We start from the raw sequence: 21,465 nt of genomic DNA on the forward strand, positions 1-21,465 counted from the left end.
TCGGATTTCAGTGCTGCATGTGGATCGCTAAATGGGGCTGTGAATGAATCGGAAGCGATTCAATTTTGACTGCAAACGCAGTTGCAGGGGGCGGAATCCGTCTATACACTTTTCGTTATCAGGCGTTGAATCGCACCAGGCGGGCGGTAACTGTTTGAATGATGTTGAATTTTTGATGTTTTAAATCAATAAGTTAACAGGATTTTACGTGTCGACCTCTTCAACTGTCAAACAGTCCTATACCATTCCATGTTCTTCAGTCTTTCGTGATGCTGTCTTGCAGCTTGCAGAGCGGCGCGGTGTGAATGCCGCGGACCTTGCCCGTTCTGTCATGCTGATTGTACCGGAAAAGGCGATTGAGGAATATCAGGACCCGGGGGACCCGCCCAAGGGTGACCGTGAAACCATTGTGTTGAAATCCGGCCCGGCAGAAGGGCGCCCGTGGCGGCGCAAACCGCGCCTGCAGTTGCGTTTGCCGCCGGGATTTTCCGTCGTCACTGTGCGTAAGGCATTGAATATGGCGATTGATTTCGATTCAGGTGATGTAAATATCCGCATCGAGAAATCAGATGTTCTTGCCGCCGAACGTGCTGCCCTTGAAGAAGCACGGGCGATGAAGAAACGGCAGGCAGAACCGCCTGTCGAACTTTTGCAATCGCGCGAAGAACTCGAACGTTTGCGTCAGATCGTTGATAATCTGGCCTTCGATCCGCTCGATCGTGGCGTCACAACCTTTAACGAAGCCCTGCATGTCATGGGCTTTGCGCCAAATGCCCGGCCTGATGTGCGGGCGATCCGGGCGAAATACCGTGTACTTGCCGCCATTCACCATCCCGACAGCAACTATGGTTCGCATCAACGCATGACACAGCTGAATGCCGCGATGGAAATTTTGCGCAAACACGTTTCCTGACCCCTGTTCGCGCCGATGTCGGAAACTTTGGGGAAAGTTGGGAGACACGACTGCGCAAACCCTTGTGGAAGGTGTGGTGCAATGCTTAGATAGTGTTCACGCGTTACAGGGTCACATACCCGGATAAACATCGGCGCGCAAGACCAGCCAGCAACGGGAGACAGCATGACGGCAGAATTTCGGGCGGCCCATGCCAGCGGTGAAAACTGGGCCTCGGTCGCATCCGAGCTTGCAGACCTTCTCGAAAAAGAGCCATTACCAGAACAGGCCTTGGCTTTTTTGTATGTCACCGAAGCATTGGCCGAAGACCTTGGCAGCATCCTGACCTTTCTGCGTTCCCGGTTATCGATCGAACATTGGACCGGCACCGTCGGTATCGGTGTCTGCGGGTCGGGTCGTGCCTATTTCGGGGTGCCGGCGGCATCGGTGATGGTCGCGCCCTTTGCCAGTGACGCCTTTCATGTTTTCGAACCGCTCAAGGTTGATGCCGATCTGGATGCGCCCGACTTGCAAAAGGCGATTGATCGTCTGCAACCGATCTTTGGGCTGGTGCATGGTGATCCCGGTGCGCCCGAAAGTCTTGGGCAGCTTTCCGAACTGGCGCGCATGGGCTCGACCTATCTGGTGGGGGGAATTGCATCGGGGGAACGCGGCGCACCGCAAATTGCCGACCGTGTCGTCGGTGGCGGGTTATCGGGCGTTTTGTTTGACGCTAACACTAGCGTTCAGGTCGGCATCAGTCAGGCCTGCACCCCGGTGGGCCCGGTTCACCGCGTGACCGAAGGCCGCGAAGGTATTGTCTCCACCCTCGATGATCGCCCCGCGCTTGATGTGCTGAAGGAAGAACTTGAATCCGATGGTGGTGAACATTCGATGGCATCGGGCCGTTATCATGCAGCCCTGATGGTCCCCGGATCAGATACCGGTGATTTTGTCGTGCGCAATCTGATGGGGATTGATCCCCATAACCACATGATCGCCATTAGCGATGATGTAGAGGCAGGCGATGCCATCCGCTTTGTCCGCCGCGATGGCGCTGCCGCCGAACAGGATTTGCGCCGCATGTTGGGCGAATTGCAAACCCGCCTGCCGGGCAAACCGCGTGGTGCGCTTTATTGCAGTTGTGTCGCCCGTGGACCGCATCTGTTTGGCACGGAAAGTCGTGAAATGATGATCATCCGTGATGAATTGGGCGATCTGCCACTGACCGGTTTTTATGGCAATGGCGAGATCTGCAACGACCGCTTTTATGGATATACCGGCGTTCTGACCCTGTTCATGTAGCCAGCTTAACCTGTGCTGCGGTGTGACAATTACCTGCAAAGCCAAGAAATTTTACCTTGGGCGGTTTCATCAAGGCCCTGAGCGGATATATTCAAGCCATCGTGAAAATACGCATGTCTGCAGTCAGCTATGCGGCGCAGCCATGCAAATGGGGATTGTTAAATGGAATATCGTCGATTGGGGCGTACTGACATTGATGTCAGTGTTATTTGCCTGGGCACCATGACATGGGGTCAACAAAACACGCAGGACGAAGCTTTCGAGCAACTTGACTATGCCACGTCCAACGAAGTCAATTTCATCGACACCGCCGAAATGTATCCGGTCCCGGCGATGGAAGAGACCTTTACCAAAACCGAAACCATCATCGGCAACTGGCTTGAAAAACGTGGGCGTCGTGATGACCTTGTGATCGCCACCAAGATTGTCGGTCCGGCAGAACGGTTTCCCTATGTGCGCGGTGGTCCGCGTTTGTCCCGTGGGCAAATCTTTGAGGCCATCGACGGATCGCTCAAGCGTCTGAAAACCGACTATGTCGATCTTTATCAGCTTCACTGGCCGGACCGGAATTCCAACTTCTTTGGCAAGCTTGGCTATGTCCATGACGAGAACGAGGATTTCACCCCGATCGAAGAAAGCCTCGAAGCACTCGACGAATTGGTCAAGTCAGGCAAGGTCCGTCATATCGGCTTGTCGAACGAAAATCCCTGGGGCCTGATGAAGTTCCTTGAGCTGGCCGAAAAGAACGGCTGGCCGCGTGTTGTGTCGGTTCAGAACCCCTACAGCCTGCTGACCCGCCAATATGAGGTCGGCATGGCGGAATGTTCCATCCGCGAAGACGCGGGCCTTCTGGCCTATTCACCGCTTGGGGGCGGGGCGTTGTCGGGTAAATATCTTGGCGGTGCGCGCCCGGAAGGTGCACGTGTGACCAAATGGCCGCAGTACTTCGGCCGTTTTCTGAAAGAAAACGGCGTCAAATCGACCGAGGCCTATGTAAAGCTTGCCCGTGATCACGGCCTTGATCCGTCGCAGATGGCGCTGGCCTATGTCAATTCGCGCCCGTTCCTGACGTCAAACATCATTGGCGCGACCAGCATGGAACAGCTCAAGACCAATATCGGTTCTGCCAACATCACGCTTTCTGAAGATGTGCTCAGTGAAATTGAAGCCATCCATCAGACCTGGCCATATCCTTGCCCTTAATCGGCGGCACGATGGCACATATATAACGTAAAGTACGGTAGTCCATTTGGGGCTACCGTACCCGACCGCTTTAAAAGGAGGCAGCGCATGGTAAAGCTCATTTCTGGCAAGGAAACCGATCTTGGTGCCTTTTCCGTGCGCCGCGTTCTGCCCCATCGTGATGTGCGTTCGGTTGGGCCATTTGTGTTTTTTGATCATATGGGCCCGGCAGAATTTCAGCCAGGCGATGGCATTGATGTTCCCCCCCATCCCCATGTTTGCCTTGCAACCGTGACCTATTTGTTCAAGGGCGCGGTCCTGCACCGCGATAGTCTGGGCAGCAACCTTGAAATCACGCCGGGGGATTTGAACTGGATGAATGCCGGGCATGGCATCACCCATTCCGAACGTGAAACCCCGGCGGTGCGCAATTCGGTTCATGAACTTGATGGGCTGCAGCTGTGGGTCGCCCTTCCCGAGGCCGAAGAAGAATCCGATCCGGCCTTTTATCATGTTTCAAAAAACGACCTTCCGATCATCGAGGATGCCGGTCTTCATATGCGTCTGATTGCCGGTGAGGCATTTGGCAAAACCGCCCCGGTTCCGGTGAAGTCCAAGCTTTATTATCTTGATGTCCAAATGGACGAAGGCGCGCAACTTCTGTTGCCCGGTGAAAATCAGGAAGGGGCTGTTTATGTGGTTTCGGGCAGTGTCGCGATTGACGGCGAAACCTATGGCCCGGAAAGCTTTGTCTATGTCGCACCCGAAGAAATTCCCGATATCGTCGCACAAGGCGACAGCCGGGTGATGCTTCTGGGCGGATTGCCGTTGGGTAAACGGCATCTGTGGTGGAATTTCGTCGCCAGTTCAAAAGACCGGATCGAAAAGGCCAAGGCCGATTGGGCATCGGGCAATTTCCCGCAGATCGATGGCGAAGACGATATTCTGCCATTGCCGGTGTCGTCCAAAGGCTGATCTCCAAAGATTGGCAAAGTATGGCAAAGCCAGACAGGCTGAACAGTGCATCGCCCGAACGGACCATCAGGATAGAATTGGATACCCACATGATGCGTTTATTTGTTGGTGTGGAAATTCCCCACGATATCGCCACCGATCTTTATCCACTTGCGCGCGGGATCAAGGGCCTTGATGCCCAGACCCCGGAAAACATGCACATCACGCTGAAATTCATCGGCAATGTCGATCCGGGCTTGGCCGGTGAAATTGATCAGGCGCTCTCGCAGATTGCGTTTGAACCCTTTGATTTGCAGGTGTCTGGCCTTGATATGTTTTCCTCAAGCCGCAAGGTCCGCATTTTCTGGGCTGGTGTGAAAGATCAGCCCGTGATGAACCGATTGGCGAACAAGGTTGAAAACGCGCTGCTGGCGCTCGAAGAATGCCCGGATATGGATGTGCGCAAATTCACCCCGCATATCACGCTGGGGCGGAACCGAACGGCTGCGCGTGCCTCGGTCGAGCAAGCCATTGCCGATCATGCGGACGTAACATCACGGGTGTTCACCGTGGATCGTTTTTGCTTGTATGAAAGCCATTCCACAACCGATGGCCCGGAATTTCGCGTCATTGCCGCCTACGACGGATCGGACGAACCCCGCCCGCAACCGGATTTGGCGGATGAATTTGCAACAGAGGATTTTCAATGAAACTTGGCTTTGTTGGCACGGGTGCCATCAGCGATGCAGTCATTCGCGGCGTGCTGAGATCTGATTGCGCGGTGGATGAAATCATCGTCTCGCGGCGCAGCGAACATATATCGCAAAAGCTTGCCGCCGATTTTGACCGCGTGCGTGTCGAAGATGACAATCAGGCAATCATTGATCAGGCCGACGTGATCTTTTTGGCCGTCTTGCCGCAGCTGAGCAAAGAAATCCTCTCAGGCCTTCACATGCCTGATGACAAAAAGGTCGTTAGCCTGATCGCCACCATTCCGATTGCCGATATGAAGGCATGGCTTGATACCGATGCCCGGTTTGACCGGGCGATCCCGTTGCCCCCGGTCGAACATCATAGCTGTGTTACTGCGGTTTACCCTGGCTCACCTGATGTTATGGCGCTTTTTGAAAAACTGGGCGGGGCGGTTGCGGCCAAAACCATTGATGCCTTTGATGGCTATGCCACCGGAAGCGCCCTGATGGGGACCTATTTCACGGTGCTGGAAAATGCGGCGCAATGGATGGTGGCGCAGGGCTCGGATTATGCCGATGCCCGGCGTTATCTGGCCGCTCTTTTTGCCGGCCTTTCCGAAAATACCGCCAAATCCCCCGATCAAGGCTTTGCCGATCTTTACGAAGGCCACATCACTGCAGGCGGCCTTAATGATCAGGTCGCGCAAACTTTCCTGCGTGAAAAGGGCGGTGCGGCCATCCATACAGCCCTTGATGAAGTCTTTGCCCGGGTCAAGGCCGCCTCTAAAGGCGGCTAAAACAATAACCCCCAAACAGGCGGATGATACCGGGCCTGTTTGGGGGCATTGGCTCAGGCTACAGCCGCTTGGGTTTGATAGCCAACCGTGAAACGCTGCTGGGTGGGCGTGTCGTCCTCCACCAGATCAACCATCGCCACTCCGAAATCGGCAAAGGAAATCCGTGCCATCCCGTCATGGTCGGGAATCAGCGTATCGGTGCCGCGCACGTAGTGACCGGTCTTCTCACCGGAAAACAGCATCGCGGGCGGACGCAGGCAGGTCCATTGCACGTCTTCATACTGATCAAACAGCGCATCCTGCGCCGCACAGGCCTTTGCAATCGGGCGAACGGCATCGGGCAGGAAGCCCGGCGCGCTTAACACCGTATGCCCGCTGCCATCAGCCAGCTTCAGGGTCGCCGCTCCGCCGGTCAAATAGATCGGGGTTTTGGTTTTGCGTGCCGCATCGAGCAAAATCTGGCTCATATCTACCAGCAATCCTTCTGATCCGCTGGCGGGGCGAAGGGCGCTGATGGCAATATCATGGCGTGCCATCAGTTCCGCAACTTTTGCGGGCTGGGTCAGCACATCAAGGCTTTCACGTTCCACCTGATCGGGCAGGGCTGCCAGTTTATTGGCATTGCGCGCAACGGCGGTAACGTCATTGCCGCGGTGAACGGCTTCAAGGATTGTGGCGCTGCCAACATCGCCAGTGGCGCCAAAGATGACAATTTTCATGGGGCTGTTCCTTATTGTATGCGGGGCTTCAAAATTGATTTCAGGTGGTGCGAGGGGTTGGAATGTCTTGCGGTGCAGGGGTTGGTGTCGCTGCCGCCCGCTGACCAAGCCAGATGCTGATCAGGACAACGACAACGCCTGTGATCTGAAGGGTTGAAAGCGCTTCGCCCAGAACGAACCAGCCAAGCAACACCGCGCTGGTCGGGCTGAGAAAGCCAAAGCTTGTCACCGTGGTTGGACCAAGCCGCGCAATGCCACGAAACCACAGGTAATAGGTGAGCGCCGCCCCAATCAGGCCCAGCCAAATCAGGCCGGCCAGATTGGTCAGGGTCGGCATCGGAAAGCCCGGCTCGACGATCAGCGCAACAGGGATCAAAAGCAAACCACCCGCGGTCAATTGCCAGGCGGTAAAGGTCAGCGGCGATACCGGCGGCTGCCACTTGCGGGTCAAAACGGTACCGGCCGCCATGGATGCCGCACCAAGCAGGGCGGCGATAATGCCAATGGGATCAAGGCTTGCCGTTGGGCCCAGCACCAGCATCGCCACACCAATCAATCCCGACAGGGCAGCAATGATGCCAAGCACCGTGATCGTATTGCCCAGGGCAAAGCGGGCCAGAAACAGCACAAGCAACGGCTGCACGGCACCAAGGGTTGCGGCAACCCCGCCCGGCAGGCGATAGGCCGCGACAAATAACATTGACCAGAACACGGCAAAATTCAGCGCGCCCAAGATCAAGACCCGTCCGCGCCAGCCGGCAGGCGGCAATTGGCGGACAACAAGCAACAGGATCAGACCGGCCGGCAGGGCGCGCAACAAAGAAACGGTCAGCGGATATCCATGCGGCAACAGTTCGGTGGCAACGATATAGCTGCTGCCCCAGATGACCGGCGCAATCGCGGTCAGGAATAAATCGGTTGTTCGGTTCATGGTGGCTTCTCCATTTATCTTGACGTCAAGATACTTTCATAAATCTTGACGTCAAGATACTTTCATAAATCTTGACGTCAAGATAAATTTTCGGCATGACTTCAAACCATGGAAAACATACCCGACAAAATTGACCGTATCCTGGCGCAATGGCGCCGCGAACGCCCCGATCTTGATGTTGCGCAAATGGGCGTGATTGGCCGGGTTGGGCGGCTGCGCAATCGACTGAGTGCTGAACATGAACGTGTGTTCAAGAAATACGATCTGTCGCCGGCAAGCTTTGATGTTCTCGCCACATTACGCCGATCCGGCCCACCCTTTGCGCTCAGCCCGTCAGACCTGATTGATTGGACGATGGTGACATCGGGCACCATGACCAACCGTCTGGATAAACTGGAAAAGGCGGGGCTGGTCACACGCAAGCGCAACCCGGATGATGGCCGTGGCTTTGTTATTGCGCTTACGGATCAGGGGTTTGAGCTGATTGATGCTGCTGTCACCGATCATGTCGCCAATCAGCACCGCATGCTCGAGGGGCTAAGCCGTGACGAACGTGAACAACTTGATGGTCTTTTGCGTAAATGGCTGGCGGCGATGAACTCAGACTCTGAACTTTAACCCGCGATCAATCATAAACGATCCTGGGACTTAAAAGTTTAAAGCCTGTGATTTCAAACGCATACCTGCCCGATCCATCCGCCTGTTCGGCTCGGGCGATCAGCCTACCATTGTCATTGCGAACGATGGCGTGCGCGGTATGCAGTGCGCGAACGCAATGGCTGCCGTCAGGAACCGCGCCAAATGCATGGCACTCAGCACCGTTCACAACGTTATGCGCTGGATGGTCTTGTCTGTATGGCTTGGAAAATGCTTTTCAAATCAGTGGCAGAGAGGAGGGGATTCGAACCCCTGAGGGGCTTACACCCCAACACGCTTTCCAGGCGTGCGCCTTAAACCACTCGGCCACCTCTCCACATGCGATCTTGTCTATATCGCGAAAGCGGGCGGACATTAGCCGAGACGCCCGCGCTTGACAAGGGCCAATCAGCCTCTTTTTTCACTTTGCTGTAATCATGCGAACTGTGCCTGTGAAACTGCGTCGCCAGTGCAGGATGATCAGGCTGAAGTCGTTGGAAATGAATGCTTTTCGATAATCTTTACTTCTTGTTGATGTCTCATCCGTAAGGTTTCAGGTCAGGGTTGTTTGCCATCACGTGTAACAGACATCTTTGGATGCAGACCTTTACGCTGGTGGTCCTGACCCGTTAGGGTGCAGGTGTAATTTACTAATATACCAACCCTTACAGGTAGTTTGGAGACGATAATGTGGTTTTTCCGGGCGTTGGGGTGGGTCCTGCTCTTTGCCAGCATCGCGGTGCTGGTTGATGACTCCATCACAGCCCTTCAAACAGGAAGCTTTCGACTGGTCGCCGCCGGTGAGCTCTGGTATCGCCTTGATGCCGGAAGCCTGAACCTGCTGCAATCGGTCATTCAGCGCTACATTTCCGTCTGGATCTGGGACACAGTGTTTGTGCCGGTCCTGCTTGCACCGGCACTTGTGGTTTTGCTGGTGCCATCCGTGATCCTGTTGTTGCTGACCCGCAAACGCAAACGACAGCGCATTTTCTGACATTTCCTTTTCCTGATTTTTACCCTGCATCGGGCGTGTTTAGCCCAATGTCGGCTTGTCTGTGCTTGGCGCAGTCGCCACACTGTGCGCATGTGACACAACAAGAAACAGGAAGCAGGGATGAAGGCGTGGATTTCCAACGCATTTGGTGAAGCCCCCAAACTGATTGATGCCCCCGATCCGGTGGCAAAGCCGGGGCAGGTGGTGATTGATGTCCGGGCCTGCGGGGTTAATTTCGCCGATACCCTGATCCTGAAAGGCACATATCAAAAACGCCCGACCGGGCCGTTTTCGCCCGGCTTTGAGGTCAGCGGCACCGTCCATGCAGTGGGCGACGGGGTGACCCATCTTAAGCCCGGTGATGCGGTGATGGCCTTGCCCGATTGGGGCGGATTTGCCGAGCGCGTTGTTACCGATGCCGCCCTTGTCACCCCGCTTGTCGGGGACGTGGATTTCAATCAGTCTGCCGCATTTCAAATCGCCTACGGTACAAGCTGGTTTGCCTTGAAGTATCGCGCCGATCTTAAGCCGGGCGAGATTGTGCTGATCCATGGTGCGGCCGGCGGGGTCGGATTAACCGCGGTCGAATGTGCCAAATTGCTGGGGGCAACCGTCATCGCAACAGCCGGTGGGGCAGATAAATGCCAGATCGCGCGCGATCATGGCGCGGATCATGTCATCGATTATAAATCTGACAACATCCGTGATCGTGTTCGCGACATCACGGCAACACTTGGGCAGCCCAAGGGCGTCGATGTTGTTTATGATCCGGTTGGCGGGGATGTCTTTGATCAAAGCCTGCGCTGCGTGGCACCGGGGGCGCGTATGCTTTTGATCGGTTTTGCCAGCGGGACGGTGCCGCAAATTCCGGCCAATATTCTGCTGGTCAAGAATGTCACGGCAATTGGCTTTTACTTCGGCGCCTATCTTGAACAAAACCCGGATGTCGCCTGCCAGGGCATGACAGAATTACTGGGTCTTCTGAAATCCGGGGCCATCAATCCGATGATATCGGCGGTTTATGCGCTTGATGATGCGATGAAAGCACTTGATGCCATTCGTGACCGTTCTGCGACCGGGAAGCTTGTCATCCGGGTCTAGGGGGCGCTTAATTGAAGCAATACGTTCCAATGGATGAACTGTCGGATTTTCTTAATTAAATCGTTGGTATAGGATGGTCGCGTCCCAACCACCTCTCTGCCGGAATGTGCTTTAATGCCTGACGACAAAAATACGCCTGATGCGGTGCAATCGTCTGCCAAGACCCGTGATCAGTACGAAACATATCCCTATCCGGCACGAAACCCGGAGGACGAGGATAAGCGCCTGATCACGGGCTCGCCGGGAAACTGGGACGAAGTTGTTCATTTTGTCTTTGGCGGGCGTGATCCCACGGCCCAAACCAAAAGCGGTAAAATCAGAATTCTGGTTGCTGGCGGGGGCACCGGCGATGCGCTGGTAATGCTGGCCCAGCAGGCGCGCGACCGCAAGGTCAAGGCAGATATCGTTTATATTGATCTGTCTGAAACCTCGCGCGAAATTGCCGAAGCCCGGATCAAGCGTCGCGGCCTTGAAAAAAACGTCACCTTCGTCACCGGATCATTTGTTGATCAGGCCTCTGAATATGGCCCGTTTGACTATATTGATTGCTGTGGTGTGCTTCATCATTTGCCAGACCCCGATGCCGGGCTGAAAGCCTTGACCGACTCGCTCAAACCCAACGGTGGCATGGGGTTGATGGTCTATGGCGAGTTGGGCCGTCAGGGCGTCTATCACATGCAGGAAATGATGGAACGCCTCAATGCCGAGGCGGGCGGATCAAGACGCCTGAATTTCGGCAAGGCCCTGTTTAATTCCCTGCCGGGCACCAATTGGCTCAAACGAAATCCCTTTGTTGGTGATCACATCCATGGTGGGGATGCCGGGTTTTATGACCTTTTGCTTCATCAGCAGGATCGTGCCTACCGCGTTGATGAAGTGTTTGATTTCGTTGAAAAGGCCGGATTGCGTCTGCAGAACTTTATCGAACCGATGCGCTATGACCCGACAACCTATTGTTCGCGTCATGATGTGCTGGACCGCGCGATGCATGTGCCATTTCGCGAACGTGCCGCCCTTGCCGAACTAATGGCTGGCAACATCACCAAACACACCTTTTACGTCGTAAAGGCCAAAAACAAGGTCAAGCCACCGGTTCCGTCCCAGGATGCCATCCCTTTCTTTACCCGTGTTGACGGGGCGGCATTGGCGCGCTCTGTTGCCAAAACCGGCAACATCAAGATCACCTTTACCGGCCTTGCGGTGACCCGCACCATGCCCTCGGCATCACCGGCAATCCTGTCGCGGATTGATGGCAAGCGCTCGATTGGTGAAATCTACGAGATGTTCGATCCCAAACCGGAAAAGTTTGAATTCAACGCGCAATTTGCGGTGATGTATTCCGTTCTCAATGCTGCAAACCTGATGTATCTGCGCTATTCCGACAAAAAGTAGGTCTGGCGATATTCGTGCGTTTGCGCACGGGGCCCTTCGCCCAGGACAAAAAAAATGCCGGTCGCAGGGGGTGCAACCGGCATTTTAGGATCTGAACCCAATTACGCATGTTTCGGCGGGGGGAGCCAAAACATGCGTTCAGGGATCAGTCGTACGGGCTTATTTCAGGCTCAGACCTTTCCACGCATCCATCAGCGCTTCGATCAGCACCGTGAGCGGGAAGGTAAGTGCACCCTGCAGCGGGGAAACATTGTTCTGCATGACAAAATACTCTGTTGTGCGCGCTTGCGCGATTTACGCTTTCCAGAACGGCTTTGCGGCTTCTTTGCGTGCGTCATATGCGTTCCAGCCGATATCGCGCAGGATGCGGCTGTCCATAACTGCAAGCTCCTGACGCAGGGCGTGGCGCTTCAGCCATTCACGAGGCAGGTCCAGCAGGCTGGCAACACCGTCGCTGTGACGTGGTGCAACGAACGCGGCAGTTTCTTTGGTGATTGCGACCATGATCTCATTCCTTTTAAATCCAGGCCAGCTCTCAACAATTCAGCGGCCCAAGCATCGATGATGCGTATGTGTAATGTCGTTAAACCCTGAGTTACGCCTAAAAACACTTGCGCTCAAACCATCTTTTGTCATCATTGCATGAGTTTTAGTCATGCAAAGCCATTGCCATGAAACGCCGACCATTGCCGTTAAATGCGCTTCGTGCCTTCGAAGTAGCCGGAAGACTCGAAAGTTTCACCAAAGCGTCACATGAGCTTAACGTGACCCAGGGGGCGGTCAGTCGGCAGGTGCAACATCTGGAAGAGGTTCTGGGACGCAAGCTGTTTGAGCGCCATCACAGAAGCCTCAAGTTGACGCGTGCGGGACGTAACCTTCTGGAATCACTAACACCTGCTTTTGATGAAATCGAACATGCTGTGTCCAAGGTCGAAGACCGGGCCGATGACACGCAGCTTTCCGTGGTGGCACCACTGACCTTTTCCATGCGCTGGATCGTGCCCAGACTCGGTCGTTTCCAGATGGAATATCCCCACCTTCAGGTGCAGCTTGGCACCTATAATGACGATTCTTCTGATATTGATTTTAACGAAGTCGATATCGCGGTGCGGTTTGCCGATACGCAGGATGATCAGCTTGCCCACGAATTTCTGACCGGCGAACGCCTGTTGCCGGTCTGTCATCCCACATTGGCCAAGCAACTTGAAACCCCCGACGACCTCGCCAATGTGACGTTGTTGCATTGTTCCGCCCAACGTGAAGACTGGCGTATCTGGCTTGAGGGTACCGGTATTCAGGGCGTCAATGGGGACCGCGGCCCGGTCTTTGCCACTCTTGATATGGCGATGGAGGCCGCGGCAAGTGGCTTTGGTGTGGTGATTTCCGATCCGGCGATGATTGGCGAATATGTCGTCACCAACCGCTTGACTGTGCCGTTCGATTTACCGGTCGACAGTCCCTATGCCTATTCACTGTGCTATCCGCGCGGGCGCCTGGAACGGCGCAAGGTGCGCGCCTTCCGTGATTGGTTGATGAGCGAGATCAATCTTGAAACCGCGCGGCGTAAACTGGCGCAAAAAGACACTTTAACGGGCCAGGGTGATAACCCATTCACAGGATGATGCCTTGAAATTGAACCATTTAGTAGAGAGTATCTTTACCAAAATGTGTCTAGGCTCAGGACACCATCAGGGCCAAAACATCGCCAAAACATCGTGACAACAGGCAGCGGGCCATCGTTAAAGGCCGGTGCCATCAGGGGAAAGACGATTAGTCACATGATTGCGTATGCAGCCAGCATGAATTTGCCGGTCAGGGAACGGTTGGGCAAGGCAGTGACATCAATGCTGTTTGCCGGTGTGTTTGCACTGTTTGCAGGCATGTTGCCAGCCGACGGGGCGTTGGCGCAAAACAGCAACACGCCAAACATCAACCCTGCGCCAACGGTTGCCGTCGAAGAAGCAAATCTGGCACCGCTGACGACAAAATCACACGGCATTTCGCTGTATGGTGATTTGAAATACGGGCCGGACTTTCATCATTTTGATTATGTGAATCCCGATGCGCCCAAGGGCGGCAAACTGATCCAGTCTTCGATTGTCGCGTTCGATACGCTCAATCCCTTTACGCTGAAGGGATCGGCGGCGGCCGGCATCGGCCTGATCTATGACAGCCTGATGGTTGCAAGTGCCGATGAACCCTATGCGATGTATGGCTTGATCGCACATGCCATCGAAGTCCCCAATGACCGATCCTTTGCGATTTTTCACATTGATCCGCGTGCCAGGTTTCAGGACGGCAGCGACATCACCGCCGATGATGTGAAGTTTTCCTATGAAATACTGCTTGAAAAGGGCAGCCCGGTCTATCGCCAGATTTTCTCGCAAATCGAGGGGGCAGAAGTCATTGACGAATTGACCGTCAAATTCACCTTCAAGCCGGGCAACAACCGCGAAACACCGATGACGGTCGCAGGCATTTCGATCATGCCGCGCGCTTTCTGGGAAGGTAAGGATTTCTCCAAAACCACCTTTGAGCTTCCGGTCGGCAGCGGGGCCTATAAAGTCGCCAGCATCGAGGCGGGACGTCGCATTACCTATGAACGTGATCCCGATTACTGGGCAGCGGACTTGCCGGTCAATCGCGGGCAGAACAATTTCGACACCATCCAGTATGACACCTACCTCGACCCCGAAGTGCAGCGCCAGGCCTTCCTTGCCGGGGAATATATGATCCGCTCGGAACATTCATCGCGTGACTGGAACACGGCCTATGATACGCCTGCGGTAGAACGCGGTGATATCCAAAAGGAATTCATGCCCGACAATCTGCCATCGGGTATGCAGGCTTATGTTTTGAATGTGCGCAATCCGCTGTTTTCTGATCGGCGCGTGCGACGTGCCCTGCAATACGGGTTGGATTTTCAGTGGCTGAACCGTGCAATGTTTTACGGTGCCTATAGCCGCACGGACAGCTTCTTTGCGAACTCGGAACTGGCGGCAACCGGGGTGCCGACCGGGGATGAACTGGCCCTGCTTGAACCTTATCGCGATCAGTTGCCTGCACGGTTGTTTAACGAACCCTACACCCTGCCAAACTTCGATGCGCCCAATGGCCGCCGCGATGCGCTCCGCGAATCCATGACGCTTCTGAACGAAGCGGGCTGGGAAGTACGTGACAAGGTTCTGGTCAATAAGGAAACCGGGCAACCCTTCCGGTTTGAACTGATCATTCGCCAACCGGGGCTTGAGAAGATCGCCCTGGTCGTCAAATCCCGCCTTAAGCAGCTTGGCGTTGAAATGGACATTCGCCTGATTGACACCGGACAATGGGTCAATCGTATTCAGGCCTTTGATTTCGAAGCCACGACCTTCTGGTGGACGCAATCGCTGACGCCGGGCAATGAACAACGCGTTTTCTGGAGCTCGGAAGCCGCCGATCAGCCCGGCTCGCGCAACTTTGCCGGGATCAAGGACCCGGTGGTTGATGCCATGGTCGAACATGTTGCATCCGCTGACAGTTGGGACGAACTGGTCGCCGCGACCCGCGCGCTCGACCGTGTGTTGCTGTGGGGGGATTATGTCATTCCGCAATGGTATCTGGGCGGGGATCGCATGGTGTGGTGGAACATCTTTGGCCGACCCGAAGATGTCCCGCTCAGGGGAATGTCGATCATGCGCTGGTGGTTTGATCCCGAAAAGGCTGCCAAACTTCAGATGGGGGGGAACTAGGCCATGCTGAACTATATTCTTCGGCGTTTGCTTCTGATCCCGGTAACCCTGTTTGGCATCATGGTGCTGAATTTTGCGATCATTCAGTTCGCGCCGGGCGGGCCGGTTGAACAGATCATTGCCCAGTTGCAGGGAACCGATGTTTCCGCGACCGCACGTGTCACCAACCAGGGGGCTGAAAGCGGCAGTGGCGGTGGTGGTTCTGCCGCATCGTCGGCGTCGGGCAACAATTTTTCCTCGACGTCCGATTATCGCGGTGCGCAGGGGCTTGATCCGGAAATCATCAAACAGCTCGAAGTGCAGTTTGGTTTTGATAAACCCGCACACGAGCGGTTCTGGATGATGATGAAGAACTATCTGACCTTTGATTTCGGCCAAAGCTATTTTCAGGACCGCGATGTGGTCGATCTGGTGCTGGATAAAATGCCGGTCTCGATTTCGCTTGGGATCTGGTCAACCCTGATCATTTACATCATCTCGATCCCGCTTGGCATCACCAAGGCGGTGCGTGATGGCTCGAATTTCGATATCTGGTCGTCCGCTGCGATCATTGTCGGCTTTGCCATTCCCGGCTTCTTGTTTGCCGTGATGTTGATCGTCGTCTTTGCCGGGGGCAGCTATTTTGACTGGTTCCCGTTGCGCGGTCTGACATCGTCCAACTGGGAACAATTGTCGTGGTTTGAAAAAATCCTCGATTACTTCTGGCATCTGACATTGCCAATCATTGCGCTGACGATTTCGGGTTTCGCAACGCTGACCATGCTGACCAAGAACTCGTTTCTTGATGAAATCAACAAGCAGTATGTCGTCACCGCACGGGCCAAGGGGCTGACGGAAAAACGTGTGCTGTACGGGCATGTGTTTCGCAATGCCATGCTTTTGATCATTGCCGGTTTCCCAAGTGCGTTGGTGGGCATGTTGTTTACCGGGTCGGTCCTGATCGAAGTGATCTTCTCGCTCGACGGGCTTGGATTGCTTGGCTTTAACGCGGTGATGACGCGTGATTATCCGGTGATGTTTGCAACGCTTTACTTCTTTACGCTGTTTGGCCTGATCATGAATTTGATCAGTGACCTGAGTTATCATTTCGTTGATCCCAGGATCGACTTTGAAGCGCGGGGGAATTGATCATGGCAAGTTACGTTCTCTCACCGCTGAACCGTCGGCGTCTGTCAAACTTCAAGGCCAACAAGCGTGGCTATTGGTCGCTTGTGATCTTTACCATTCTGTTTGTCATCTGCCTTGTCGCTGAACTGGTCGCCAATGACAAACCGATCTTCGTTAAATACGGCGATGACTGGTATGTGCCGATCGTATCAAGCCATCCCGAAACGGTATATGGCGGCGATTTCGACATCGAGACCGACTTCTATGATCCCTATATTCAGGGCAAGATATCTGAGAACGGTTTTGCCATCTGGCCGTTGATCCCGTTTTCCTATGACACCATTGATTTTGAAATGCGCGAACCGCAACCGGCCCCGCCCTCAACGCGCCATTGGCTGGGCACCGATGAGTTGGGCCGTGATGTGCTTGCGCGCCTGATATATGGGTTCCGCATTTCGATCCTGTTTGGTCTGGCATTGACCGCCGTCAGCTCGGTCATCGGCATTGCAGCTGGCGCGGTGCAGGGCTATTTCGGCGGCTGGGTTGATCTGGGTTTCCAGCGCGTGATTGAAATCTGGTCGGGGCTGCCGCAACTCTTTATCCTGATCATTCTCGCCAGCCTGTTTGCACCGGGTTTCTGGACATTGTTGTTCATTCTGGTGCTGTTTAGCTGGATGAGTTTGACCGGTCTTGTCCGTGCCGAATTCCTGCGTGCGCGCAATTTCGAATATGTCCGGGCGGCCCGTGCGCTTGGCATGACCGACACCCGGATCATGTATCGCCATGTTCTGCCCAATGCGATGGTTGCGACCATCACCTTCCTGCCGTTTGTGCTCAACGGTTCGATTGTCGCACTCACATCCCTCGACTTCCTGTCGCTGGGCATGCCGCCGGGGTCGCCCTCGCTTGGTGAATTGCTGTTCCAGGGCAAGAACAACCTTCAGGCCCCCTGGCTTGGTATCACGGCCTTCTTTGCCATTGCTGTCATGCTCAGCCTTTTGATCTTTATTGGCGAGGCGGTGCGCGATGCGTTTGATCCGCGCAAGACGTTTTAAGGAGTAGGAAAATGACAGAGCAATCCGCCCATCAGCCGCTCCTTGCCATCAATGACCTGTCGGTCAATTTTGGGGATGTGTCGGCGGTCAAACATGTTTCCTTTACCCTTGCGCGTGGTGAAACCATGGCGCTTGTAGGTGAAAGTGGATCGGGTAAATCGGTCACGGCCCTTTCGATCCTGCAATTGCTGCCCTATCCGCGTGCCAGCCATCCGTCCGGATCGATCATTTTTGACGGGCAGGAAATGGTCGGCGCCAAGGAACGCACGCTGCGCAAGATCCGCGGCAACCGGATTTCCATGATCTTTCAGGAACCGATGACCTCGCTGAACCCGCTACACAATATCGAAAAGCAGGTCGGCGAGGTGTTATTGCTCCACAAAGGCTTGCGCGGTGCCAAGGCGCGTGCGCGCATTCTTGAATTGCTCGAACTTGTTGGCATTCCCGATCCGCAATCGCGCCTTAAGGCCCTTCCGCATGAACTTTCCGGCGGGCAGCGACAGCGTGTGATGATCGCCATGGCGCTTGCCAACGAACCGGAACTGCTGATTGCCGATGAACCGACCACGGCTCTTGATGTCACCATTCAGGCGCAAATCCTTGAATTGCTCAAGGACTTGCAGGCCAAGCTTGGCATGGCGTTGTTGCTGATCACCCATGATCTTCAGATCGTGCAGAAAATGGCGCAAACCGTTTGTGTGATGAAGGATGGCGAGATTGTCGAGGCGGGCGACGGACGCAAACTTTTTGACAATCCCAAACATGCCTACACCAAAAAGCTGCTTTCAGCCGTGCCAGGTGGCGAGGCCCCCAAGCTACCTGCAAACGCAACAGGATTGCTTGAAACCAGTAACATTCAAGTACAATTCCCCATTGGCCGCAAAGGTATTCTGGGGCGTCCGGATCATTATCTGAATGCGGTTGATCAGATTTCGCTGACCCTGAAACAAGGCGAGACCCTTGGCATTGTCGGGGAAAGCGGATCGGGTAAAACCACCCTTGCCATGGCGATCCTGCGCCTGTTGAAATCAAGTGGCGACATCAGCTTTGATGGTCAGGATATTCGCGGGTTTTCCGGGGCAGACCTGCGCAAGCTGCGCCGCGATATGCAGGTTGTGTTTCAGGATCCGTTCGGATCACTCAGCCCACGCATGTCCATCGCCCAGATTGTCGGCGAAGGGCTTGAAATCCACGAGCCCTCCCTGACCAAGGCTGAACGCGAAGCCCGCATTGCCGAGGCGCTTTCTGAAGTCGATCTGCCGCAAAATGCCATGGACCGCTATCCGCATGAATTTTCCGGCGGACAGCGTCAGCGCATTTCAATTGCCCGCGCATTGGTCCTAAAGCCGCGTTTCATCGTATTAGATGAACCAACATCGGCTCTTGATATGTCTGTGCAGGCACAAATCGTTGATTTACTGCGTGATTTGCAGGCGCGTCACAAGATGGCATACTTGTTCATCAGCCACGATTTGCGCGTTGTACGGGCATTATCCCATCGTGTGATGGTGATGAAGGGCGGGAAACTGGTTGAAAGCGGGGCGGCGGCAGATGTGTTTGACAACCCTCAGCAGCCCTACACCAAGGCGTTGCTGGCAGCAGCCCTTGATCTTAAGGCTGCCGGGACAGATTTTGTCAGGAACTAAACGCAGAATTTTGCCCTCAGGCCCGCTAGAACATCTTTGAAGACATAAAAATAACACGACCGAAAAGGCAGGAAGTAAAGGTGGATATGTTGTCACGTATGATCAACAATCGAACCGGGCATCGGCTTTGGGCTGCAGCACTTGTCATGGTGCTGGCAATGGGGTTTGCTGCGATCAGCGCACCGACGGCGCACGCCAGTGAACCATCATCTGATACGTCCGAAGCCGAAAAATCTGATGCGCCCGCCGTTCCGCAAATCCCCGATACAGTGATCGTGCCCGACCCGGTGTCGCTTTCGGTGGTCCTGCCCAAATCAGGCACCATTCGCCAGGTCGTCTTTACGATCTGGCTGGAAGCCACCAGCAGACAGGCCGTCCCGGTGATCGAACAGAAATTGCCCAAGGTCATCAATGCCTTTCTCGTGGATTTGCAACGCCTGATGTATCACGACACCCAGCAGCGTTTTGAAAAACGCGAACCGGGCAAGCGCGGCTTTAAATATACCGCACCCGATCTTTTGCCCCCGCCGCCGCCAAAGACTGAAGAAGAACTTGCTGCCGAAGCCGAAGCAGCGGAAGTTGCCGCTGAAAACGGCGAAGAAATTGTCAAGGAACCTCCCTTCAGCCCGTTTGCGCCGGTCACCAACCGTTATTTCGCGGCCCTTCAGAAGAAACTTTTGCGCACCGGGCAGGGCGTTTCACCGCCTGATACGCTCCGCTCGGTGCAGGTGCGCATGTTCTATGATTTCTGGCCTGGCGATGCCAAATGATGCTTCGGACTATGGCCGGGGCGGGGCATTGACGTAACAACCGGGGTTGTGCCTTGATTTGCAACCGTTGGCGCATAAGCATTGCAAAACGTGCACTTGTTTCTGGACGGGGATGTGATATCTGCTGAGCAGCGTCACCGGAGTTGCCCCAATGTCTTTTGAAATCTGGCTTAGTTTTACGTTTCTTGTGTTCCTGCTCGTCCTGACACCGGGGCCAAGCATCCTGATTGGCATGTCCCATGCGATGCGCTATGGCGCGCGCACGACATTGATGACCGCCCTTGGCGATGTCACCGCCAATATGCTCCAGATGGTGATTGCCGCCCTTGGATTGGGCGCTGTCTTGGCAACGTCGATCACGGCATTTGCGATTGTGAAATGGTGCGGGGTGGCCTTTTTGCTGGGCATCGGTTTGATGTCATTCTTTCGCAAGCCCAGTAAAATCAGCAACAAGAACGATATCGAAACGAAATCTGCGGCGGGCTATGAAGTTGCCAAAGGCACTCGTCTGTTCCGCGAAGGGTTTCTGGTGGCAGCAGGAAATCCCAAGGCCATTGCCTTTTTTGGGGCCCTGTTCCCGCAATTTGTTGATCCAACCAGTCCGCTGGCACCCCAGTTACTGATCCTTGGCGCAACCTTCGTTGTTCTTGATTACACATTCGTAATGATTTACGCGATGGGCGCTGCGCGCGTCATGCCCTGGCTGGTCAAACGCGGTGGCAATAATGTCATTGCCCGGCTGTCAGGCGGGGTTTTGATCATTGCAGCCGGGATTTTGGCGCTGATTGAGATGCCGGAATCCGTTGCTGGTCCGCGTCAATAGCAAGGCACCCAAGCCACCTGTCTTGTTGATTCTTGGCGTCTGGCGAACGGCCGTGGCGGCCAAGAATCATCATAATCTTTTGAAAACAAACGAAAATAAACCGGCGTTAAAAGCAGGTTGTTTGACCGCAATACAAACCAACTGGTCTGTATATAGTGGATTTTCGCCATATAAGCAGGGGCGCATTTAAAAAGGGGAAGATTTGCTGTCCTAAATCACCCAATTCCCGGGATGCGGGAAAAATTTGGTGCGTTTAGGGCCTTGTCTGGGCCTGTGATCGGCAGCAGGTCACAGTGTTTTCAGGCCGGATTATTCGGTTTCAATGCCGGCAGCGACGATGATATCGCCAAACTCACGCAGGAAGACCGATCCCTTGACGGTACGCTGTACCAGAACCGAACGGCGGTCTTCTTCGTCGACCTTGCGTTTGACCATGCCAAGTGAACTTAAACGATCCAGGGCACGGGTAATGGCCGGTTTGGAAATGTTTAGCGCGTCAGAAAGGCCGCGCACGGTATGCGGGGCAGGGGTCAGGTAAACGCTGAGCAACAAGGCCATTTGTCGGGCTGACAGGTCGGGAGAGTCCCGACGCACACTTTCAACAATCGCGATACGCCAAAGGTCGAGCGCCTGAGACGGCTTGATGTCGATCGACATGCTTGTGCCCACAATTTATTTGTTACGGATACGTAATCTCTACCTGACCCCTGCACTGATGTCAAAGGTGTAATTGGGAAA

The 21,465-nt window shown here is 54.6% G+C and carries 21 protein-coding genes and 1 tRNA gene; 17 read left to right on the forward strand and 5 right to left on the reverse strand.

Annotation, left to right across the window (positions count from 1 at the left end):
- Positions 1 to 208 precede the first annotated feature (208 nt).
- From JF44_RS0119060 to JF44_RS0119085, 6 genes are all read left to right on the forward strand, one after another.
- Positions 209 to 913 carry a J domain-containing protein gene (locus JF44_RS0119060; protein ID WP_033070470.1) on the forward strand — a complete coding sequence of 235 codons (705 nt, stop codon included), beginning with the start codon at positions 209 to 211 and terminating at the stop codon, positions 911 to 913.
- 165 nt (positions 914 to 1,078) lie between these two features.
- Positions 1,079 to 2,197 (forward strand): FIST signal transduction protein, encoded by a 1,119-nt coding sequence (locus JF44_RS0119065; protein WP_033070471.1) that lies wholly within the window; start codon positions 1,079 to 1,081, stop codon positions 2,195 to 2,197.
- A 162-nt stretch (positions 2,198 to 2,359) separates the two neighbouring features.
- A complete protein-coding gene (locus tag JF44_RS0119070) occupies positions 2,360 to 3,400 on the forward strand; it encodes an NADP(H)-dependent aldo-keto reductase (RefSeq protein ID WP_033070472.1) in 1,041 nt (346 codons plus the stop codon).
- Positions 3,401 to 3,487: 87 nt separating this feature from the next.
- Positions 3,488 to 4,354 carry a pirin family protein gene (locus JF44_RS0119075; RefSeq protein ID WP_033070473.1) on the forward strand — a complete coding sequence of 289 codons (867 nt, stop codon included), beginning with the start codon at positions 3,488 to 3,490 and terminating at the stop codon, positions 4,352 to 4,354.
- 89 nt (positions 4,355 to 4,443) lie between these two features.
- Positions 4,444 to 5,043, forward strand: a complete 600-nt coding sequence (gene thpR, locus JF44_RS0119080; RefSeq protein ID WP_238318509.1) for an RNA 2',3'-cyclic phosphodiesterase — start codon at positions 4,444 to 4,446, stop codon at positions 5,041 to 5,043.
- Entirely contained in the window at positions 5,040 to 5,822 is a 783-nt protein-coding gene (locus JF44_RS0119085) for a pyrroline-5-carboxylate reductase (protein ID WP_033070474.1), read from the forward strand. Before thpR ends, JF44_RS0119085 begins: the two co-directional genes overlap by 4 nt.
- A gap of 53 nt (positions 5,823 to 5,875) precedes the next feature.
- Here JF44_RS0119085 and JF44_RS0119090 read toward each other — a convergent pair whose 3' ends face one another.
- A complete protein-coding gene (locus tag JF44_RS0119090) occupies positions 5,876 to 6,541 on the reverse strand; it encodes an NAD(P)-dependent oxidoreductase (RefSeq protein WP_033070475.1) in 666 nt (221 codons plus the stop codon).
- Between the two features lie 40 nt (positions 6,542 to 6,581).
- A complete protein-coding gene (locus JF44_RS0119095; protein ID WP_033070476.1) occupies positions 6,582 to 7,472 on the reverse strand; it encodes an EamA family transporter in 891 nt (296 codons plus the stop codon).
- A 108-nt stretch (positions 7,473 to 7,580) separates the two neighbouring features.
- On the opposite strand from JF44_RS0119095, the gene JF44_RS0119100 reads away from it, so the two are divergent.
- Complete coding sequence (locus JF44_RS0119100) at positions 7,581 to 8,090, forward strand: MarR family winged helix-turn-helix transcriptional regulator (RefSeq protein ID WP_033070477.1); 510 nt, start codon at positions 7,581 to 7,583, stop codon at positions 8,088 to 8,090.
- Positions 8,091 to 8,355: 265 nt separating this feature from the next.
- On the opposite strand, the gene JF44_RS0119105 is transcribed toward JF44_RS0119100, so the two are convergent.
- A tRNA-Ser gene (locus JF44_RS0119105) sits at positions 8,356 to 8,445 on the reverse strand.
- Between the two features lie 351 nt (positions 8,446 to 8,796).
- Here JF44_RS0119105 and JF44_RS0119110 point away from each other — a divergent pair.
- The 3 genes from JF44_RS0119110 (at position 8,797) to JF44_RS0119120 (ending at position 11,595) form a co-directional block, all read left to right on the forward strand.
- On the forward strand, positions 8,797 to 9,102 hold the full coding sequence (locus JF44_RS0119110; protein ID WP_033070478.1) for a hypothetical protein: 306 nt from the start codon (positions 8,797 to 8,799) through the stop codon (positions 9,100 to 9,102).
- 120 nt (positions 9,103 to 9,222) lie between these two features.
- Positions 9,223 to 10,203: an NADPH:quinone oxidoreductase family protein gene (locus tag JF44_RS0119115; protein ID WP_033070479.1), complete on the forward strand. Its 981-nt coding sequence runs from the start codon at positions 9,223 to 9,225 to the stop codon at positions 10,201 to 10,203.
- 114 nt (positions 10,204 to 10,317) lie between these two features.
- A complete protein-coding gene (locus JF44_RS0119120) occupies positions 10,318 to 11,595 on the forward strand; it encodes a class I SAM-dependent methyltransferase (RefSeq protein ID WP_033070480.1) in 1,278 nt (425 codons plus the stop codon).
- A gap of 294 nt (positions 11,596 to 11,889) precedes the next feature.
- Here the strand turns inward: JF44_RS0119120 and JF44_RS0119125 are convergent, their stop codons facing one another.
- Positions 11,890 to 12,099 carry a DUF1127 domain-containing protein gene (locus JF44_RS0119125; RefSeq protein WP_033070481.1) on the reverse strand — a complete coding sequence of 70 codons (210 nt, stop codon included), beginning with the start codon at positions 12,097 to 12,099 and terminating at the stop codon, positions 11,890 to 11,892.
- 167 nt (positions 12,100 to 12,266) lie between these two features.
- On the opposite strand from JF44_RS0119125, the gene JF44_RS0119130 reads away from it, so the two are divergent.
- From JF44_RS0119130 to JF44_RS0119160, 7 genes are all read left to right on the forward strand, one after another.
- Positions 12,267 to 13,217: a LysR substrate-binding domain-containing protein gene (locus JF44_RS0119130; RefSeq protein WP_033070482.1), complete on the forward strand. Its 951-nt coding sequence runs from the start codon at positions 12,267 to 12,269 to the stop codon at positions 13,215 to 13,217.
- A 156-nt stretch (positions 13,218 to 13,373) separates the two neighbouring features.
- Positions 13,374 to 15,326: an extracellular solute-binding protein gene (locus JF44_RS0119135; protein ID WP_238318510.1), complete on the forward strand. Its 1,953-nt coding sequence runs from the start codon at positions 13,374 to 13,376 to the stop codon at positions 15,324 to 15,326.
- A 3-nt stretch (positions 15,327 to 15,329) separates the two neighbouring features.
- A complete protein-coding gene (locus JF44_RS0119140; RefSeq protein WP_033070483.1) occupies positions 15,330 to 16,454 on the forward strand; it encodes a microcin C ABC transporter permease YejB in 1,125 nt (374 codons plus the stop codon).
- Positions 16,455 to 16,456: 2 nt separating this feature from the next.
- A complete protein-coding gene (locus tag JF44_RS0119145; RefSeq protein ID WP_033070484.1) occupies positions 16,457 to 17,488 on the forward strand; it encodes an ABC transporter permease in 1,032 nt (343 codons plus the stop codon).
- A gap of 11 nt (positions 17,489 to 17,499) precedes the next feature.
- A complete protein-coding gene (locus tag JF44_RS0119150) occupies positions 17,500 to 19,134 on the forward strand; it encodes an ABC transporter ATP-binding protein (RefSeq protein ID WP_033070485.1) in 1,635 nt (544 codons plus the stop codon).
- Between the two features lie 86 nt (positions 19,135 to 19,220).
- A complete protein-coding gene (locus JF44_RS0119155; protein ID WP_033070486.1) occupies positions 19,221 to 19,904 on the forward strand; it encodes a hypothetical protein in 684 nt (227 codons plus the stop codon).
- A gap of 151 nt (positions 19,905 to 20,055) precedes the next feature.
- Complete coding sequence (locus tag JF44_RS0119160; protein WP_033070487.1) at positions 20,056 to 20,727, forward strand: LysE family translocator; 672 nt, start codon at positions 20,056 to 20,058, stop codon at positions 20,725 to 20,727.
- Between the two features lie 309 nt (positions 20,728 to 21,036).
- On the opposite strand, the gene JF44_RS0119170 is transcribed toward JF44_RS0119160, so the two are convergent.
- Entirely contained in the window at positions 21,037 to 21,384 is a 348-nt protein-coding gene (locus tag JF44_RS0119170; RefSeq protein ID WP_033070489.1) for a MarR family transcriptional regulator, read from the reverse strand.
- Positions 21,385 to 21,465: the final 81 nt, after the last annotated feature.

The sequence above is a fragment of the Thalassospira australica genome, assembly GCF_000763295.1.
Classification (GTDB): domain Bacteria; phylum Pseudomonadota; class Alphaproteobacteria; order Rhodospirillales; family Thalassospiraceae; genus Thalassospira; species Thalassospira australica.

Coding starts and splice junctions, on each gene's coding strand:
- JF44_RS0119115 (WP_033070479.1), top strand. CDS start 9,223: ATGAAGGCGTGGATTTCCAACGCATTTGGTGAAGCCCCCAAACTGATT.
- thpR (WP_238318509.1), top strand. CDS start 4,444: ATGATGCGTTTATTTGTTGGTGTGGAAATTCCCCACGATATCGCCACC.
- JF44_RS0119170 (WP_033070489.1), bottom strand. CDS start 21,384: ATGTCGATCGACATCAAGCCGTCTCAGGCGCTCGACCTTTGGCGTATC.
- JF44_RS0119100 (WP_033070477.1), top strand. CDS start 7,581: ATGGAAAACATACCCGACAAAATTGACCGTATCCTGGCGCAATGGCGC.
- JF44_RS0119125 (WP_033070481.1), bottom strand. CDS start 12,099: ATGGTCGCAATCACCAAAGAAACTGCCGCGTTCGTTGCACCACGTCAC.
- JF44_RS0119145 (WP_033070484.1), top strand. CDS start 16,457: ATGGCAAGTTACGTTCTCTCACCGCTGAACCGTCGGCGTCTGTCAAAC.
- JF44_RS0119075 (WP_033070473.1), top strand. CDS start 3,488: ATGGTAAAGCTCATTTCTGGCAAGGAAACCGATCTTGGTGCCTTTTCC.
- JF44_RS0119150 (WP_033070485.1), top strand. CDS start 17,500: ATGACAGAGCAATCCGCCCATCAGCCGCTCCTTGCCATCAATGACCTG.
- JF44_RS0119065 (WP_033070471.1), top strand. CDS start 1,079: ATGACGGCAGAATTTCGGGCGGCCCATGCCAGCGGTGAAAACTGGGCC.
- JF44_RS0119140 (WP_033070483.1), top strand. CDS start 15,330: ATGCTGAACTATATTCTTCGGCGTTTGCTTCTGATCCCGGTAACCCTG.
- JF44_RS0119155 (WP_033070486.1), top strand. CDS start 19,221: ATGTTGTCACGTATGATCAACAATCGAACCGGGCATCGGCTTTGGGCT.
- JF44_RS0119135 (WP_238318510.1), top strand. CDS start 13,374: ATGATTGCGTATGCAGCCAGCATGAATTTGCCGGTCAGGGAACGGTTG.
- JF44_RS0119110 (WP_033070478.1), top strand. CDS start 8,797: ATGTGGTTTTTCCGGGCGTTGGGGTGGGTCCTGCTCTTTGCCAGCATC.
- JF44_RS0119160 (WP_033070487.1), top strand. CDS start 20,056: ATGTCTTTTGAAATCTGGCTTAGTTTTACGTTTCTTGTGTTCCTGCTC.
- JF44_RS0119090 (WP_033070475.1), bottom strand. CDS start 6,541: ATGAAAATTGTCATCTTTGGCGCCACTGGCGATGTTGGCAGCGCCACA.
- JF44_RS0119120 (WP_033070480.1), top strand. CDS start 10,318: ATGCCTGACGACAAAAATACGCCTGATGCGGTGCAATCGTCTGCCAAG.
- JF44_RS0119070 (WP_033070472.1), top strand. CDS start 2,360: ATGGAATATCGTCGATTGGGGCGTACTGACATTGATGTCAGTGTTATT.
- JF44_RS0119095 (WP_033070476.1), bottom strand. CDS start 7,472: ATGAACCGAACAACCGATTTATTCCTGACCGCGATTGCGCCGGTCATC.
- JF44_RS0119130 (WP_033070482.1), top strand. CDS start 12,267: ATGAAACGCCGACCATTGCCGTTAAATGCGCTTCGTGCCTTCGAAGTA.
- JF44_RS0119085 (WP_033070474.1), top strand. CDS start 5,040: ATGAAACTTGGCTTTGTTGGCACGGGTGCCATCAGCGATGCAGTCATT.